The sequence below is a fragment of the Devosia epidermidihirudinis genome (assembly GCF_000971295.1).
Classification (GTDB): domain Bacteria; phylum Pseudomonadota; class Alphaproteobacteria; order Rhizobiales; family Devosiaceae; genus Devosia; species Devosia epidermidihirudinis.
This window is the reverse complement of the sequence record NZ_LANJ01000004.1, coordinates 257,006-273,132: the sequence shown is the minus strand read 5'-3', so window position 1 is coordinate 273,132 and position 16,127 is coordinate 257,006. Positions and strand designations below refer to the sequence as shown.

Here is a 16,127-nt window from a genome sequence, read left to right as displayed (position 1 = left end):
TGTCGCAGGATCGTGGCGATGGACTCGTTATTCGAGGTGCGACTTGATAAACCAGAGGTCTTTGTCGAGTTCGCGCGAGAATGCGGTCAGGATATCGGCAGCGTCCGCGTCACCCGCTTCATCGGTGGCGTCGATATCCTCGCGCACCTGATTGGCGAGGGCGGCATAGCGCTCGGCGAGCGCGGCGAGGTGATCGGAGGTCTTGCGGATTTCGGTGGGGTAGGGCGCAAGCTTAGTCGCCTTGGCGACAATCTGGCTGGTGCCCAGGGCAATACCATCAAGCTGAGCGACGCGCTCGGCAATGGTATCGGCGTGATCGTCGATGGCGGCGCGCATCGGATCGAGCATTTCATGCACAGCGATGAAGTTTGGCCCCTTGAGGTTCCAATGCGCCTGCTTGGTCACCAGCGCCAGATCAATGGCGTCGGCAAGGCGGGCATTGAGGATATCGATGACAGCCGACTTGGCATTGGACTTGATGGTGATCGATGGGGTTTTCATGGCTGCGGTCCTTTAAGACTTTGGGCGTTGTGGGACACAACCAATGATCTGACGGGGAGTTCCCTTCCGGGGTGAAATAGATCGCGAGCCGATGGCTCAAACACAAAAGGCGCAACCCTTGCGGGCTGCGCCTTCAACGTCACCGGGAGGTGTCGGTGTTAGTTGACCGAGCTATCCTCAATGGCTGGCTGGGTGCCGCCATTGATCTGGATCGAACGGGGCTTCTTGCTTTCTGGCAGTTCGCGCTTCAGCTCCAGATGGAGCAGGCCGTTTTCCAGATTGGCGCCCTGAACCTCGACATAGTCAGCAAGCTGGAAGCGCAGCTCGAAAGCGCGCTCGGCAATGCCGCGATGGAGGAATTCACGGGCCTTGTCGCCACCTTCAGTCGGCTTTGCACCCTTCACAACCAGGCTGTTTTCCTTGGTCTCAATGGCAATGTCTCCATTGGAGAAGCCAGCCACAGCAATCGAGATGCGGTAGGCGTCTTCGCCGGTGCGCTCGATATTATAAGGAGGGTAGGTTTTGGCTTCCTGCCCGACCAGATTGTCGAGGCGGTTGAAGACGCGGTCAAAACCGACGGTGGAGCGATAGAAGGGGGAAAAATCGATGGTCTGCATAGTCACATTCTCCGTAAAGCAACGTGGATGTCCCGGTGGTCTCAAACAGCGCTCCCAATCGTGAGGCGAGCGGTTGATCTTGAGGTCGGGGTTCCCGGATAAGCCGGCGAACAAGAAGAAATATGGGTGGGGTTTTTGGGTGTTCAAGGCCCGGATGCGCGTTTGCAAAATGAACTGAAAATGAATGCGGCGCTCCGTTCGGGTTCAGGCGGGCGGGGCTAGAAAGAGGCATGTGCTGACCAATAGAGCAGCACACCGCAAACGCGGTCCCGTCACCCGCCCCCCGCACGGGCCGCTCAAAGGAAACCAGTGTCTCAGCCCGAGACGCTGGTTTTCTTTTTTTCAGGGGTTTGGGCTAAGACAGGTGTTCCTCACATCTGGATCCGCCATGAGCGCCGTCGTCGACCCCAATGGGCCCCACCTCGTCAATATCGCCAGCAACCCTGTGCCTGAGGGCGCGCGGGTGGGCTATTTCAAGACCAGTGACAAGGTGCAGCTGCGCTATGCGATCTGGCCGAAATCGGCTGGCGCGCATCGCGGCACGATCTGTCTGGTGCAAGGGCGTACCGAGTTTATCGAAAAGTATTTCGAGACCATTGCGGATTTCCGACGGCGCGGCTTTGCGGTGGCGACCTTTGACTGGCGCGGGCAGGGCGGCTCGGATCGGCTGATCGCCAATCGCAAGCTGGGCCATGTCGAGCGTTTCGAGGATTACTGGACGGATTTGCAGAGCTTTCACAGCCAGATCCTGTTACCCGACTGCCCGCCGCCCTATTATCTGGTGGGGCACTCAATGGGCGGTTTGGCGTCACTCTATGCTGGCGTGAACGATCGCATGATGTTTGACAGGATTTTCCTGTCGGCCCCCATGGTGGCACTCGACAATCAGCCCCTCAGCATGGCCGGGATGGCCCGCGTCGCCGAGACGCTGAGCTTTCTGGGGCTGGGGCACATGCCGATTGGCCGCAAGGCCGACAAGCCTGCGTCTGAGGCAACATTTCCCAACAATCCGCTGACCGGCGACATCGTGCGCTATGTGCGTATGGTGGATATCGTCAAAGCCGATCCCAGCCTGGAGATTGGGGCGCCGACCATTCGCTGGATCGCCTCGGCGATGGGCGCCATGGCGGGGGCGGCACGGGATGAGTTCCCGGCGCAGGTGCGTATCCCCGTGCTGATGCTGGCGGCGGCGCGCGATGGGGTGGTGTCGAGTGCGGCGACCGAGCAATTGGGCCTGCGGATGCGGACCGGTCGGCACTTAGTGATCGCTGGCGCGCGCCATGAATTGTTTATGGAGATGGACGTGATCCGGGGGCAGGTCTTTGCTGCGTTTGATGCGTTTGTGACGGATCAGAGTGCTTAGGTTTTTTGCCTGAAAGCCTCAGTCGTCTCCCTGCCGTTGCTGCTGCGGGGAGATACCCCCACCCTGCTCGATCACGGACTTAGCCTCGGCTAAGTCCTATCTCGCTTCCCTCCCCGCAAGGGGGAGGTGTCGACTGATGGATCGTTGAGAGGTGCTCTAGCTGGCGTTGACCAGTTCTAGGGCCTTTTCCAGCAGTTCGGGCGTGGCGGCTGCGACGACGTTGCCGCCGCCGGTTGGTTCGCTGCCGTCCCAGCAGGCGATGGCGCCGCCGGCTTCGCGGATGATCGGCACCAGGGCAGCGATGTCGTAGGTGTTGAGGAAGGGCTCGATGACGATATCGGCCTGCCCGGCAGCAAGCAGGGCGTAGCCGTAACAATCCATGCCGAAGCGCTGCAGGCGCGTTGCCGATTCAATGGCGCGCCATTTGCTCATCAGCTCGGGTGTGCGGAACAGAGACGGCGTGGTGGTGAAGACGCGCGAAGGGGCGAGTTCTGTCTGCCCGCTGGTGCGCAGGGCCTGGGTTTGGCCATTGCGGCGATAAGTCGATCGTCCCGGTACGGCGAGGAAGGTCTCGCCGATGAAGGGCTGGCTCATCAGCCCGGCAATCGCCACGCCATCCCTGGCAAAGCCGATCAGCGTGCCCCAGACGGGCGCGCCGGAAATGAAGGCGCGGGTGCCGTCGATCGGGTCGATGATCCAGCTATAGGGGCCCGAGCCCGAGCTGCCCCATTCTTCGCCGATAATGGCGTGATCGGGAAAGGCTTCGGCGATGACGGCACGGATCGCGGTCTCCGCTCCTTTGTCGGCCTCGGTGACCGGATCAAAGCCCTCGCTCAGCTTGTTGTCGACCGCCAGAGGCGTGCGGAACAGCGGCAGGGTGCGCGTTGCGGCGGCATCGGCGGCAGCGAGCAGGGTGGCTTCGATTTTGGCGAGGTCGAGGGTCATGAGCAGCTGTACCTGGGTGGCCGAGAAGACGGGCCAAGCTCTACCCAAAGCTCGCCGGTTTGGCTACTCGGCCGCAGCGCTTTCGGGGATATGACGCCGCCCGGTCAGCGCGGCGATATCAAGGCCCAGCAGCGTGAAAATCAGCCGTTCGACCAACATCTTGATCGCCTCAAAGCCCTCATTGCGGGCCAGGGTCACCTCGTTCATGTAGAGGTGGCGGCTGATCTCGATCTGCAGGGCATGAACGCCATGCTGGGGGCGGCCATAGGTGCGGGTGGAAAAGCCTCCGGCATAGGGGCGATTGCGCGCGACCTTGAGCCCGGCAGAAATGAAAATGGTTTCGACCAGATCGACCAGACCGGGCGCACAGGTGGTGCCGTAGCGGTCACCCAGCACAATATCGGGCGCGGCGCGCTCGGAGGTGCGGGTGATGCGCGGCATGGAGTGGCAATCGATCAGCACGGCGACGCCAAAGGCGCTCATGGCTTCGCTGAGCAGGGTCTGCAGCGCCGCGTGATAGGGATGATAGATCCCCTCTATGCGCATACGGGCATCGTCCAGCGTCAGCCGGTCGCGATAGATGGGTTTGTTTTCGGCGACAACGCGGGCAAGCGTGCCAAGGCCCGCGGCGACGCGCGGCGATGTGGTGTTGAAGCGATCCGACAGCGGCTCGACGAACATGGTCGGATCGAGTTCCCACGGCTCGCGATTGACGTCGAGATAGGCGCGGGGAAAATGCGCCCGCAACATCGGTGCGCCAAGATGGGGCGCGCGGGCAAACAGGTCATCAACCCAGGCGTCCTCGGACTGCCGAATCGACAAATGATCGAGCCGGGTCATTGCCAGAAATCGCTCGGGATAGACGCGGCCGGAATGGGCCGAATTGAACACGAGCGGCGCCACCAGCCGACGGGGTCGGATGGTTTCAAAGGCTGGCTGATCCCAATAGTCGGACCGCACGTGGCTCCCCCGGATGACCCCAAATTTGGCTTGGGCGGCATTGATTTGCAGTGGTTGATTGTCGCGCTTTGCGCGGGGCTTGTCCAGTTTAGTGCAAATTTGCGCCCAGAAATCGGCTTGCCGTTGCATGTCCTAAAACTTCGCTTAAACATCGCCCTATATGGTGCTGTATGGTGCGTCGTACCGTTCGACGTCGAAGTCCGCCACAGAGCCAGGATGGCTGGAGAAATTTATGAAGCGAATTCTGCTCGCAGAAGACGATAATGATATGCGCTCGTTTTTGACGCGCGCGCTCAAAAACGCCGGGTATGAGGTCGTTTCGTTCGACAATGGCCTGTCGGCTTATGAGCGCCTGCGCGAGGAACCGTTCTCGCTGCTGCTCAGCGATATCGTGATGCCCGAAATGGACGGAATCGAACTGGCGCGCCGCGCCACCGAACTCGATCCTGACCTCAAGGTGATGTTCATCACCGGTTTTGCGGCCGTTGCCCTCAACCCGGACAGCGATGCGCCAAAGGATGCGTCAGTGCTGTCTAAGCCTTTCCATCTCAAGGATTTGGTCAACGAAGTCGAACGTCTGCTGGCCGCCTGAAACAGACTATCCACAATGCGCAGATTTGCCCCTTGACCCCTCCGGGGGTTCTATGGTTTATCCGCGCCACTGGCAGGGCTTAGCGCCCTTCCTTCCCGGAGAGATGGGCGTATAGCTCAGCGGGAGAGCACCTCGTTGACATCGAGGGGGTCACAAGTTCGATCCTTGTTACGCCCACCATCTCTCTAAGACTTTCGCCCTTGGGCGATGGGAGTATAGCTCAGCGGGAGAGCATTCGCTTCACACGCGAAGGGTCACAAGTTCAATCCTTGTTACTCCCACCATTCCTTCCTCTTCCGACATTTCCAGCTGCCGCCATCACGTTGTGATTCGCTTTGGGTCGCGGCTCGACCTTTGCCGAGCCGCTTGCGATTCGTGGGCTACTCTGCGGCGAGCATGATCTGCGTATTGCCGTCGATAAAATCCTCGAACAGCACTGTGGTGCGGTCTGGCGTGCCGACAATCACGGCCATCTGGCCGGGGCCAGTCAGGCGGCGGACGGGGACTTCTGGCTGATCGACGTTGAAATCCACCGAGTAATGCCCGCCTGCCAGCGTGGTGAATGGCAGGCCACGCCAGGTTGCGGTGGAGGTCAGGTGAACATGGCCGGCGATAATCTGGCGAATGTCTGGATGGGTTTTGAGCGCGTCGATGAAGGCGGTTGGCTCGAGCAGGCGAATGGTGTCCGAGCCAATGTGGAGCGCGTTGGCGTTGTGGTGGAGAATCACGATGACCGGGCGATCAACGGCCTCGGCCAGCCAGACGCGCAGGGCGGCGATCTGAGCATCTTCGAGTACGCCATCGACGCGGCCGGGTTCGGACGAATCAAACACGATGATTCGGTAGCCCTTGATGTCGATGACCTTGTCGACCTTGCCGGTTTCGGGGGAGGCAAAGTTTGCGCCGAAGGCTTCTAGGAATCTGGGGCGGTTATCATGATTGCCCAGCGTGATGTGCACGGGAATCGGCAGGCGCGCGATGATGGTTTTGAGGTATTCATAGGCAGCGGGTTGGCCGAGATCGGCCAGATCGCCCGCGAGGACGCAGAAGTCGGCATCGGCATGGCGCGCGATGACGGCATCAACGGCGCGCTCCAGCCGCTCGCTGGTATCCAGCGTCATGGAGAGTTCGCCCTTGGGCATTATGTGCAGGTCGCTCATCACGACGAATTTCAGGGTCATTGCTACCTCGGAAGTGGGTTGGGCGCCCTCCTAGCGATGGCCGATGACCGGGCAATGACAGCGGTCTCGCGAGATGGATTGGGTGGCGTCGCACGCGGGGCGTGGTAATGATCGTCCAGCAACGATCTTTGCGCTGCTCACGCGGGGGTGATGACCCTCGCGGGTTTCAGCGGCGGCGGATCGTCCCTATATTTTGCCAGAGATTATCGAGACAGGAGTGACATCGTGGACACCCATGCCTTCAAGGTGACCCATACCGACGCCGAATGGCGCGCAAAACTCACCCCGGAACAGTATCAGGTGATGCGTAATCACGGCACCGAGCGGCCAGGGTCGTGCGCGCTGCTGCATGAAACGCGCCAGGGCACGTTCTCCTGCGCGGGCTGCGATACGCCGCTGTTTGGGTCGACGTTGAAGTTTGAAAGCGGCACCGGCTGGCCGAGCTTCAATGATCCGCTGCCCGGTTCGGTCGAGACAACCACCGACACCAGTTACGGCATGACCCGCACCGAGGTGCATTGCGCGACTTGCGGCAGCCATCTGGGCCATGTGTTCCCCGATGGTCCGCCTCCAACGGGCCTGCGCTATTGCATCAATGGCGTGGCGCTGAATTTCGCGCCTGCCGCCTAAGATTGAAAAGCCCCGGCGTGATCCGGGGCTTTTTTGTTGGGCTGTTGTCGGAAGGGGCTTTTCCGTACCGTTCGCTCCTGCTCCCCGTCATTGCCCGGCTTGTCCGGGCAATCCATAGGAAGCCCCGATATTGCGTGGATCACCCGGACAAGCCGGGTGATGACGGCGCGGCGAGATGGGAAAGCGTAAGGTGGGTCAGGTGCCGCGTGGCTTGGCGCGTGCGGTCGCGGCGGCGGTTACCGGGTCTTCGGGCCAGAAATGGCGCGGGTAGCGGCCTTTGAGGTCCTTGGCGACATCCTTCCAGCTCCCACGCCAGAAACCGGGGAGATCGCGCGTGGTCTGGATGGGGCGGTGCGCTGGCGAGAGCAGAATCAGCAAGAGCGGCACCTTGCCCGCAGCGACGGCAGGATGTCGGTCGAGCCCGAACAGCTCCTGCACGCGCACTTCGAGCGCCGGGCCATTTTCGGCCGCGTAGTCGATTGGCAGGTGACTGCCAGAAGGGGCGGTGAAGTGGCTGGGCAGAAGCTTGTCGATCTCCTGACGTTGCGACCATGGCAGCAAGCCGTCGAGCGCATTGCCGAGATGGGCAGCGGTGATGCCAGCGAGGCGGGTTTCGCCGGTGATGTAGTCCGCCAGCCAGTCGCGGGTCGCTAGCGCGGTATCGGAGAGGTCTGGCCAGGTATCGCCGAGTGTCTGGTGCAGGTAGGTCGAGCGGGCGCGGAGGGCCTGTTGATCCTTGGTCCAGGGTAACGCGTCAACGCGGCGATTGGCGGCTTGGGCGAGGAGCGCTGCAGCAGCATCGAAATCGGTTACGGCGACTGGATCATCGGCGAGACGCAGCGCGTCGAGCTGACGGATGCGGCGGGCGCGGACACTGGCGGATGCTGTGTCAAAGGTCAGCGCAATTGTCTCGGTGATGCGGCGGCCGAAGAGGGCATCGAGGTCGTCACGATCCAGCGCAGCGGCGGCGCGAATACGCGACGTTGCAGCCGCGCCGGTGATATCAGTGACGACGAGGAAGGGGGCGGCAGCGAGAGCGTCAGTCTGCTCGAGGCTGGCCTGGCGACCATTGGCGAGGCGGAAGCGCCCACGCGCGCCAGCGGCCTGTGCGACGCGGTCGGGGAAGGCGCGGGCGAGATGGTGCCCGGCTGGCAGATTGCCGCCGTGGCTACCGCCGGCCTGCTTGGCCCAGCGGCGTGCGAGCGCACGGCCGTCGTCGGCGCGTTTACTGCGGTCGCTGCGGAAACGATCCAACCGATGGGCGAGGTCCGTTGCGTCGCCGCCAAGGCCGCGCTCGCCGATGAGGACGGCCAGCTCTGCTGCCGTCTGGGCATCATCTTCGGCTGTTGCTGCGACCACCATATGGGCGAGGCGCGGATGGAGCGGCAGGCGGGCGAGGGACTTGCCGTCGGCGGTCAGGCGGCCGCTGGCATCGAGCGCATCCAGAGACTTCAGCAGGTTCGTCGCTTCGGTCCAAGCGGGTGCCGGCGGTGGGTCGAGGAAGGACAGCGCAGAGGGATCGGTGACGCCCCAGTTGGCGAGATCGAGCGCCAGACCGGCAAGGTCGGCCGCGAGGATTTCGGGTGTGTCGAAAGCCTCGAGAGCGGCGGTCTGCCCCTCATTCCACAGCCGAATGGCGACGCCGGGGCTGGTGCGACCGGCGCGGCCACGGCGCTGATCGGCACCAGCGCGCGAGACGCGTGTGGTGGCAAGCGTCGTGAGGCCGGTGCCGGGTTCGTAGACGGGCACACGGCGGAAGCCGCTGTCGATGACGATGCGGACGCCATCAATGGTCAGTGAGGTTTCGGCAATCGAGGTGGCGAGAACGACCTTGCGGCGGCCCGGTTCTGCCGGGCGGATGGCGCGATCCTGCTCGGCGGGTGTGAGCTGGCCATAAAGCGGCGCAATATCGGTGTTGGCGGGAACGCGGGTGGCGAGGCGTTCGGCAACGCGGGTGATCTCGCCCTGACCGGGCAGGAACACCAGGGCCGACCCCTCGTGCTCGCGCAGCGCCGTCAGTACGGCCTCGGTGACTTGATCGTCGAGACGCTTGAGCGGATCGGGTTCGCGGTGGAGCGTTTCAACGGGGAAAGCGCGGCCAAGGCTTTCGATGACGGGGGCGTCGCTAAGGAGCCGCGCGACGCGGGCGCCGTCAATGGTGGCGGACATGACGAGCACGCGCAGGTCTGGCCGCAGGGCGGCAGCATCCAGCGCCAGTGCCAGTCCCAAATCGCCATCAAGGCTACGCTCGTGGAATTCGTCGAAGATTACGGCGGCGATGCCGGTCAGCTCAGGATCGTCGAGCAGCATGCGCGTGAAAACGCCTTCGGTGACGATTTCGACGCGGGTCCTGGCGGTTACCTTGCTGTCCATGCGGACGCGATAGCCAATGGTCTGGCCGACATCTTCGCCCAAAAGGCGCGCCATCTGTCCGGCGGCGGCGCGGGCGGCGAGACGACGCGGCTCCAGCATGATGATGCGGCGCTCTCCACGCCACGGTGCGTCAAGCAATGCCAGCGGAACACGGGTGGTTTTACCGGCGCCGGGCGGGGCGACGAGCACGGCATAAGGACCAGCGACCAAGGCGGTTTGCAGGGCCGGAAGGGCATCGTCGATGGGCAGGGGCGGCAAGGGCATGGCGTGTGTGTGGCCGATGAGCAAGGATTGATCAAGTGGCGGTCGTGGGGGCTCCCCCTTGGGCGATGTCGCGGCTAGTGTCAGACTGATTTGAATCGGAGAGCCGCCATGAAGCTGACCCGTATCGACAATGAATTTCTGAGTGTCGAGATTTCGCCGATGGGGTCGGAAATGCAGTCGATCACGACGAGCGATGGCCATTCGTGGCTATGGGACGGCGATGCAGCGTTCTGGAGCGGGCGTTCGCCGGTGCTGTTTCCCATGGTGGGCAAGGCGCCGGGCGATCATGTGCGGATTGACGGGCAGCGCTACCCCATGGGCCAACATGGTTTTGCGCGGCGCAGCGAGTTTACGCTGGCTGAGTTTGGTGCCGATTTCTGCCGGTTCGAGCTGCGAGCCAGTCCAACCAGCCGGACGATCTTTCCGTTCGATTTCGCGCTGTCGCTGGAGCATCGCGTGGTGGGGCGCGCGGTGAAAGTGACGGCTGAGGTGCAAAATCTCGACCATCGTCCGTTGCCGTTTGGCATTGGGTTTCATCCCGCCTTTGTCTGGCCGCTGCCGGGCTGTGCGGGCCTTGAGCATGTGGTGACGCTCGACAGTGGTGCATCGCCCGATCTGGTTCGGCTATCGGGCGGGCTGGTGCAGCCGCAAAAACTGGCGTCCCCGTTTGTCGACGGCCGACTGGTTCTGGAGCCTGAACTGTTTGATGCCGATGCGATGCTGTTTCCGGACGGCGCCGGGGCGGGATTGCGCTATAGCGCCGGTGATAAGGCAATCCATTTTACCTGGGAGAACCTGCCCAATCTGGCGCTGTGGTCCAAGCCCGGCGCGCCCTTTGTGTGCCTTGAGCCATGGCATGGCACGGCGGCCGAAGTTGGGGGCAGCGATGCGCTGGAAGATCGACCCTATAGCGAAGTGCTGGGGCCCGGCGCGACGGGGCGCTATGCGTTTACGGCTGAATTGGTGGGGTAGTGGTCCCACGACCTCGTGGTTCGACAGGCTCACCATGAGGTCTACTGGTTGGTGTGGGGTCTAGAAATAGACCTCTGTTGAGAGCGTGGGGCAGTTACTCGGCCGCGCCGCGCTCATCGACCAGCATATCGGGGCCGTTGGGATCGCCTGCGGCGGTTTCTGCGCCCAGATCGGGGAAGGCGACGACGCGGTTGTTGCGGAAGTCGAGGCGAACCACGAGCAGGCCGCGTTCCTCAAACCAGGTCAGCAGACGTCGGGCGCGGCTGGCCGAATGGGTGCCGTAGAGGCGCGCCAGGGTCGCGTCGGACGGACATGGCGCATTGACCAGTGCGGCTTGCGCCAGCACGAGGAAAACGCCCTGCACGTCCTCCGAGAGCGTTTCGGACATGGTGAGGGCCTGCTGCCAACCATCGGACTGCGCGACTTCCTTGTCGGGGGAGACGCGGGCGACGGCGAGCTTGCGTTTGAACGCAGGCAGCGCAGGCGGTTCGCCCGGCACGCGGCGGATGCGGCAGCGCACCAGAAAGTCCTGATAGAGCACAGCGACAGTGCGGAAGCTGGCGTCGGGATCGCCGAGCAATTCGGCCATGATGGCGTCGACCTGGGCGTCGCGTTCGGCTTCGTCGATCTCGGGGAACAGGGTCTGGGGGACCGGTTCGGCCTCGGGACGGGCACGGGTCAGCTGGGCCAGCAATTCGGTTGTCGATGGCGGTGGTGGCGGCGGTGGGCGGCGCACGACGGGACGCGCGATTTCCTCGGGCGAGGCCGTGAAAATCAGGTCGGCGGCGTCAACAGGCGCCTCGGGCAATGGGGTCAGCTTGGGGCTGGTGGAGCGGGCCGAGGTTTCCACCGTGCCGATGGTGATCGGCAGCGGGCGGCGGGAAATGGCGGGGCCGAGGGCGACGAAGTGGCCGCGCGCCAGATCGCGGAACTGCTCGGCCTGGCGCTTTTCCATGCCCAAAAGGTCGGCGGCGCGAGCCATGTCGATATCGAGAAAAGTACGGCCCATCAGGAAGTTAGACGCTTCTGCAGCGACGTTTTTCGCGAGCTTGGCGAGGCGCTGGGTGGCGATGACGCCGGCAAGGCCGCGCTTGCGGCCACGGCACATCAGGTTGGTCATCGCGGCAAGCGACAATTTGCGAGCATCATCAGACACTTCGCCAGCAGCAGCCGGGGCAAAAAGCTGGGCTTCGTCGACGACCACGAGGACCGGGTACCAATAATCGCGGTCGGCGTCGAACATGCCACCAAGGAAGGCGGCAGCGGCGCGCATCTGCTGGTCGACATCGAGGCCCTCAAGGTTGAGGACGACGGAGACGCGGTGCTGGCGGACGCGGGCGGCGATGCGGGTCAGCTCGGCTTCGGTGCGCGTGGCATCGACGACGAGGTGGCCGAACTTGTCGGATAAGGTGGTGAAATCGCCTTCAGGATCAATGATGCACTGCTGCACCCAGGGCGCAGACTGCTCGAGCAGACGGCGCAAAAGATGCGACTTGCCGGAGCCCGAATTGCCCTGCACCAGAAGGCGCGTGGCAAGCAGCTCTTCGAGATCAAGCGTCGCAGGCGTTGAGCCCGTGCTGACGCCCATGTCGATAGCTACCTTCATTCGATCTCCAGATCAGCGCGTGTTGTCCCGCTTATCGGGAGTCGCAGGTTGAGCAAAACGGTTGGCAGACTGTTAGCACATGAAGTCACCGATTCGGCGATATGGCGACATCTTGTCATCGCTATCGTGAAGGGGCGGGCATTGGGCGTTTGAGCGATTTTTCCCGCTCTTGCGGCGTTGCCCACTAAGTTTACTGTGGGTGGTCACATTCGCGCGTGGGCGCAGCTTGATCGGGCCCATCTTGGCAGCAGGAGAATCAATGCAGGAAACGTCCGGGGTGCTCGAGGCTGGCGAAGATACCATGGCGCTGCGCGTGGTGACCGCGTTGCGCGATGAAATTGTCCGCATGGCCCTCAAACCTGGCGATGTGATCTCCGAAAGCGATATTGCGGCGCGCTATGGCGTGTCGCGCCAACCCGTGCGCGAGGCGTTCATTCGGCTGGCGCAGCAGGGGCTGCTGCTGATCCGGCCAAAACGCGCCACGGTGATCAAGAAGATCTCGCCCGATGGGGTGCGGCAGTCGCGCTTTATCCGGGAATCCATTGAGGTGGAGATTATCCGCCGCGTGGCGTCCCATCCCGGTGGCACTGTCGAGGCTGAGCTCAACGGTCTGATTGCGGAGCAGGAGATTGCGTCCGCTGCGGAAGACAGCGCGGGCTTTCACGTGCTCGACGAACTGTTTCATCGGACGCTGGCGCGCCTGGCGGGTGTTGAATATGCGTGGCAGCTGGTCGACGATCACAAGATGCAGCTTGATCGGGTGCGGTATCTGACGCTGGGCGTGTCATCGACGCAGCGGGCGATTGCCGAGCACAAGATCATCGCTGCGGCGGTGATTGCGGGAGATGCCGCCGGAGCGGAAGCCGCGATGCGGGCGCATCTGGCCCGGGCCGAGGTCCTGCTCAGCCAGACCATCGCGGATTTTCCCGATTATTTTGAGTGAGGGGCCCCGGGCCAGGCCCGAGGGCAGCGACGGAGCGTGGGAGGAATTGGGGTGGCTGAGAGTTTGTAAGGGAGGGGGATTCCCGCTTTCGCGGGAATGACGCGGAGTGTGTTGATGCAGCGGTTTGCGCTGCCTCTGGCACGTTCTTTCAATCGACATTATTCGCGCTTCGTCTTGGGCAGTATTGACGAGGCGGTGGCGCTAAGGCATCGGTCACTGGCTAAGCTGATTTTTGTCATCAAGATTATGGATCGCCCATGAAACCGACGGAATGGTCGATCATTTTTGCGCCCCTACGCGCCATCTATGTGCGGTTTTGGGCGGCGGAGCGCTGGCTGCTGATTGGCACGGCGCTGATCGTTCTGGGGTCGGCCATCACCGAAGTGATGACGCCCTATGTGTTTTCGCGGCTGATCGACGGGCTGGGCGCGGGCGAGATCGGCACCACGATCCTGCTGGCATTCGTCGGTTATGCAGTGCTGCGCGGGGTGACGACGGCGCTGGATTACTGCGTCAATTATCTGTCGATCATCGCGGCGGAAAACCTCAACTTCATCACCTCGACGGCGTTCTTTGCCGAGCTGCTGAAAAAGCCGATCTCGTTTTTCATCGAGCACAATCCGGTTGAGGTGCAGTCGGCCCGCAACAAGGGCGAGAACGCGGTCTATATGGTCGTGCAGCTGCTGATCATCGTGTTTGTGCCGGGGCTGACGCTGATCGCGCTGAGCGTGGCCATGCTGGGGGCGGTGATCAACCTTGAGATGGCGCTGATCGTTCTGGCCTATGGCTCGATCTTTATCGGGCTGACCTATCTCTCCAACAAGTGGACGCGGCCACTGCTCGATCATGCCATCGAGGCCAATCAGGACAATGCGCGCTTTGTCGGCAATGCGATGACCGCGATGGAGACGCTGCGCTATTTCAACGGTGACCGCTGGATCAGCCAGCGCTTCGGCGAAAAGGCCGATCTGTCGCGCGCAAGCTGGGTCAGGTGGTCGTCGCGGCGGATGGGGCTGTCGGCGGTGTTCGGGCTGGCGCTGGCAGCGCAGCTGGCGCTGACCTTCTTTTTGTTGTTGCCGCGCTTCAGCGCGGGTGAACTCAGCGTGGGTGACATCGTTCTGATCAATACTATGCTGATCCAGCTCAATCGGCCGTTCGAAATGATTGGTTCGGCGATTGACGACGTGATGCGGGCGCTGAGCAATTTTCGGCCCTTCGCCAAGATGTGGAACGAGCCCAACGATCGGGTGGTGCTCGACGCGCAGCCGCTGGACCTGAAGCGCGGCGAGCTGGCCTTTGAGGGCGTGAGCTTTGCCTATGGCGACAAGCAGATTCTGAACGATCTCAATTTTACCGCCGGGCCGGGCCGGATCACCTTTCTGTCGGGGGAAACCGGGGCGGGCAAATCAACCGCGTTCAAGCTGGCGCTGAAGGCACTGGAGCCAGCGAGCGGACGCATCACCATTGACGGTATCGACCTCGCCAATGTGACGCGGGAGAGCTGGTATGCCCATATCGGCGTGGTGCCGCAGGAAGTGATGCTGCTCAGCGACACGCTGGGCGCAAATATTGTGCTCGGGCGTGATTACGACGAGGCGCGGCTGCGCGAGGTGGCCGAGAAGGCGCATATTCTGCCGTTTATCGACCGTCTGCCGGATGGGTTCGCGACCACGGTTGGCGAGCGCGGCCTCAAGCTTTCGGGCGGCGAGCGGCAGCGCGTCGCCATTGCCCGGGCGCTCTATGGCGAACCCAAAATGCTGCTGCTGGATGAAGCCAGCTCGGCGCTGGACGAGGTGACGGAAGCGTCCATTGTCACCGAATTGCGCGAGCTCAAAGGGGACGTGACCATTTTGGCCATCACGCATAGAAAGAGCGTGATTGCGCCCACCGATCAGGTGATTCAGTTTGCCGGTGGCTCGGGCGCCCGTGACAGAGTGGAGACCGCCGATGAAAACGAGACGCTTGGGTAAGACCGGATACGAAGTTTCGGAAATCGGGCTCGGATGCTGGCAGCTTGGCGGCGACTTCGGGCCGGTGAGCGACGAGACGGCGAGCGAAATTCTCAACGCAGCCGACGCGGTGGGCGTGACCTTTTGGGACACGGCCGACGTTTATGGCAATGGCCAGAGCGAGCGCCGGATTGGCGCCCATGCCAAGCGCGGGGACCTCAAGGTTGCGACCAAGCTGGGCCGTTCGGGCACGCTTTATCCCGATCACTATTCGCGCGACGGCGTGCGGGCGAGCCTTGTGGCGTCGGCCGAACGACTGGGGGTGGCCAGCCTTGATCTGGCGCAGTTGCACTGCGTGCCCACCGATGTGCTGCGCGACGGCGCAATCTTTGGCTGGATGAACGAATTCCAGGCCGAAGGGCTGGTCAAGCACTGGGGCGCCAGCGTCGAGACCATCGAGGAAGGCATGATCTGCCTTGAGCAGGACGGCTGCTCGACCCTTCAGATCATCTTCAACCTGCTGCGTCAGGACGCGGCCAAGGCGCTGCTGCCCAAGGCCGCCAAGCAGGATGTCGGCATCATCGTGCGCCTGCCACTGGCCAGTGGCCTGTTGAGCGGAAAGTACGACAAGACCACCACGTTCGACGCCACCGATCACCGCAATTACAATGCGGATGGGCAGGCGTTTTCGGTGGGCGAGACCTTCTCGGGCATTCCGTTTGAGCGTGGCGTGGAGCTGGTGGCCGAACTCAAGGGTCTGGCACCGGAACGGCTGAGCATGAGCCAGTTTGCCCTGCGCTGGATTTTGGACCACCCGGAAGTGTCGACGATCATCGCTGGCGTCAGCAAGCCCGCGCAGCTGGCTGACAATGTTGCGGCCAGCGAAGCGCGTGAGCTGTTCCCGGCGCTGATGGAGCAGTTGGGTGAATGGTATGAAAGCCGCGTCAAGCCGGAGATCCGCGGCGGGGTTTGAGTGCGCCTCGTGCGTCTTAGTTGGTGAGTGGGTTGCATTGTTTGTCGTTGGGACATTGCACCCCTCACCCTAGCCCTCTCCCCTGAGGGGCGAGGGGACTTGGCCGGTGGGTTTGGGGAGATGGTGGGTTTCACTACAGTGGAGTTCCGCCACTGCGCTGCCCTCGGGCTTGACCCGAGGGCCACTGTCCTTGGTCATCAATACCATCGTGGCTCTCTGACGGGCCCTCGGGTCGAGCCCGAGGGCAGCCCGGCGAGT

The 16,127-nt window shown here is 62.7% G+C and carries 14 protein-coding genes and 2 tRNA genes; 9 read left to right on the top strand and 7 right to left on the bottom strand.

Features of this window, described 5'->3' with window-relative positions; all coding sequences use genetic code 11:
- Positions 1 to 27: 27 nt before the first annotated feature.
- Positions 28 to 501 (bottom strand): DNA starvation/stationary phase protection protein Dps, encoded by a 474-nt coding sequence (gene dps / locus WH87_RS02570; RefSeq protein WP_046139956.1) that lies wholly within the window; start codon positions 499 to 501, stop codon positions 28 to 30.
- Positions 502 to 659: 158 nt separating this feature from the next.
- The gene (locus WH87_RS02565) at positions 660 to 1,118 is read right to left on the bottom strand and encodes an Hsp20 family protein (protein ID WP_046139957.1); all 459 of its coding nucleotides are present in this window, start codon (positions 1,116 to 1,118) and stop codon (positions 660 to 662) included.
- Positions 1,119 to 1,506: 388 nt separating this feature from the next.
- On the opposite strand from WH87_RS02565, the gene WH87_RS02560 reads away from it, so the two are divergent.
- Positions 1,507 to 2,481: an alpha/beta fold hydrolase gene (locus WH87_RS02560; protein WP_046139958.1), complete on the top strand. Its 975-nt coding sequence runs from the start codon at positions 1,507 to 1,509 to the stop codon at positions 2,479 to 2,481.
- A gap of 156 nt (positions 2,482 to 2,637) precedes the next feature.
- Here WH87_RS02560 and hisN read toward each other — a convergent pair whose 3' ends face one another.
- Both hisN and WH87_RS02550 read right to left on the bottom strand, forming a co-directional pair.
- Positions 2,638 to 3,426, bottom strand: coding sequence for a histidinol-phosphatase (gene hisN, locus WH87_RS02555; RefSeq protein ID WP_046139959.1), 789 nt, complete (start codon positions 3,424 to 3,426; stop codon positions 2,638 to 2,640).
- 63 nt (positions 3,427 to 3,489) lie between these two features.
- On the bottom strand, positions 3,490 to 4,386 hold the full coding sequence (locus WH87_RS02550; RefSeq protein WP_245622288.1) for an N-formylglutamate amidohydrolase: 897 nt from the start codon (positions 4,384 to 4,386) through the stop codon (positions 3,490 to 3,492).
- Positions 4,387 to 4,618: 232 nt separating this feature from the next.
- Here WH87_RS02550 and cpdR point away from each other — a divergent pair, with 232 nt between their 5' ends.
- The 3 genes from cpdR to WH87_RS02535 all read left to right on the top strand — a co-directional run bounded on the left by cpdR (position 4,619) and on the right by WH87_RS02535 (position 5,262).
- The gene (gene cpdR / locus WH87_RS02545) at positions 4,619 to 4,978 is read left to right on the top strand and encodes a cell cycle two-component system response regulator CpdR (protein WP_046139960.1); all 360 of its coding nucleotides are present in this window, start codon (positions 4,619 to 4,621) and stop codon (positions 4,976 to 4,978) included.
- 105 nt (positions 4,979 to 5,083) lie between these two features.
- A tRNA-Val gene (locus WH87_RS02540) sits at positions 5,084 to 5,158 on the top strand.
- 29 nt (positions 5,159 to 5,187) lie between these two features.
- Positions 5,188 to 5,262: transfer RNA gene (locus tag WH87_RS02535), tRNA-Val, on the top strand.
- Positions 5,263 to 5,358: 96 nt separating this feature from the next.
- Here the strand turns inward: WH87_RS02535 and WH87_RS02530 are convergent.
- The gene (locus tag WH87_RS02530; RefSeq protein ID WP_046139961.1) at positions 5,359 to 6,159 is read right to left on the bottom strand and encodes a metallophosphoesterase; all 801 of its coding nucleotides are present in this window, start codon (positions 6,157 to 6,159) and stop codon (positions 5,359 to 5,361) included.
- Between the two features lie 225 nt (positions 6,160 to 6,384).
- Here WH87_RS02530 and msrB point away from each other — a divergent pair, with 225 nt between their 5' ends.
- Complete coding sequence (msrB, locus tag WH87_RS02525; RefSeq protein ID WP_046139962.1) at positions 6,385 to 6,789, top strand: peptide-methionine (R)-S-oxide reductase MsrB; 405 nt, start codon at positions 6,385 to 6,387, stop codon at positions 6,787 to 6,789.
- Positions 6,790 to 6,984: 195 nt separating this feature from the next.
- Here the strand turns inward: msrB and hrpB are convergent, their stop codons facing one another.
- Positions 6,985 to 9,426 carry an ATP-dependent helicase HrpB gene (gene hrpB / locus WH87_RS02520; protein ID WP_046139963.1) on the bottom strand — a complete coding sequence of 814 codons (2,442 nt, stop codon included), beginning with the start codon at positions 9,424 to 9,426 and terminating at the stop codon, positions 6,985 to 6,987.
- Positions 9,427 to 9,534: 108 nt separating this feature from the next.
- Here hrpB and WH87_RS02515 point away from each other — a divergent pair, with 108 nt between their 5' ends.
- Positions 9,535 to 10,398, top strand: a complete 864-nt coding sequence (locus WH87_RS02515; protein ID WP_046139964.1) for an aldose 1-epimerase family protein — start codon at positions 9,535 to 9,537, stop codon at positions 10,396 to 10,398.
- A 94-nt stretch (positions 10,399 to 10,492) separates the two neighbouring features.
- On the opposite strand, the gene WH87_RS02510 is transcribed toward WH87_RS02515, so the two are convergent.
- Complete coding sequence (locus tag WH87_RS02510) at positions 10,493 to 12,004, bottom strand: ATP-binding protein (protein ID WP_046139965.1); 1,512 nt, start codon at positions 12,002 to 12,004, stop codon at positions 10,493 to 10,495.
- 259 nt (positions 12,005 to 12,263) lie between these two features.
- Here WH87_RS02510 and WH87_RS02505 point away from each other — a divergent pair, with 259 nt between their 5' ends.
- The 3 genes from WH87_RS02505 (at position 12,264) to WH87_RS02495 (ending at position 15,869) form a co-directional block, all read left to right on the top strand.
- The gene (locus WH87_RS02505) at positions 12,264 to 12,947 is read left to right on the top strand and encodes a GntR family transcriptional regulator (RefSeq protein ID WP_046139966.1); all 684 of its coding nucleotides are present in this window, start codon (positions 12,264 to 12,266) and stop codon (positions 12,945 to 12,947) included.
- A gap of 257 nt (positions 12,948 to 13,204) precedes the next feature.
- Positions 13,205 to 14,917, top strand: a complete 1,713-nt coding sequence (locus WH87_RS02500; protein WP_046139967.1) for an ABC transporter ATP-binding protein — start codon at positions 13,205 to 13,207, stop codon at positions 14,915 to 14,917.
- Positions 14,895 to 15,869: an aldo/keto reductase gene (locus tag WH87_RS02495; RefSeq protein WP_046139968.1), complete on the top strand. Its 975-nt coding sequence runs from the start codon at positions 14,895 to 14,897 to the stop codon at positions 15,867 to 15,869. The genes WH87_RS02500 and WH87_RS02495 overlap by 23 nt, the downstream gene beginning before the upstream one ends.
- Positions 15,870 to 16,127 lie beyond the last annotated feature (258 nt).

Coding starts and splice junctions, on each gene's coding strand:
- WH87_RS02495 (WP_046139968.1), top strand. CDS start 14,895: ATGAAAACGAGACGCTTGGGTAAGACCGGATACGAAGTTTCGGAAATC.
- WH87_RS02505 (WP_046139966.1), top strand. CDS start 12,264: ATGCAGGAAACGTCCGGGGTGCTCGAGGCTGGCGAAGATACCATGGCG.
- WH87_RS02560 (WP_046139958.1), top strand. CDS start 1,507: ATGAGCGCCGTCGTCGACCCCAATGGGCCCCACCTCGTCAATATCGCC.
- WH87_RS02530 (WP_046139961.1), bottom strand. CDS start 6,159: ATGACCCTGAAATTCGTCGTGATGAGCGACCTGCACATAATGCCCAAG.
- WH87_RS02565 (WP_046139957.1), bottom strand. CDS start 1,118: ATGCAGACCATCGATTTTTCCCCCTTCTATCGCTCCACCGTCGGTTTT.
- hrpB (WP_046139963.1), bottom strand. CDS start 9,426: ATGCCCTTGCCGCCCCTGCCCATCGACGATGCCCTTCCGGCCCTGCAA.
- WH87_RS02515 (WP_046139964.1), top strand. CDS start 9,535: ATGAAGCTGACCCGTATCGACAATGAATTTCTGAGTGTCGAGATTTCG.
- dps (WP_046139956.1), bottom strand. CDS start 501: ATGAAAACCCCATCGATCACCATCAAGTCCAATGCCAAGTCGGCTGTC.
- hisN (WP_046139959.1), bottom strand. CDS start 3,426: ATGACCCTCGACCTCGCCAAAATCGAAGCCACCCTGCTCGCTGCCGCC.
- WH87_RS02500 (WP_046139967.1), top strand. CDS start 13,205: ATGAAACCGACGGAATGGTCGATCATTTTTGCGCCCCTACGCGCCATC.
- cpdR (WP_046139960.1), top strand. CDS start 4,619: ATGAAGCGAATTCTGCTCGCAGAAGACGATAATGATATGCGCTCGTTT.
- WH87_RS02510 (WP_046139965.1), bottom strand. CDS start 12,004: ATGAAGGTAGCTATCGACATGGGCGTCAGCACGGGCTCAACGCCTGCG.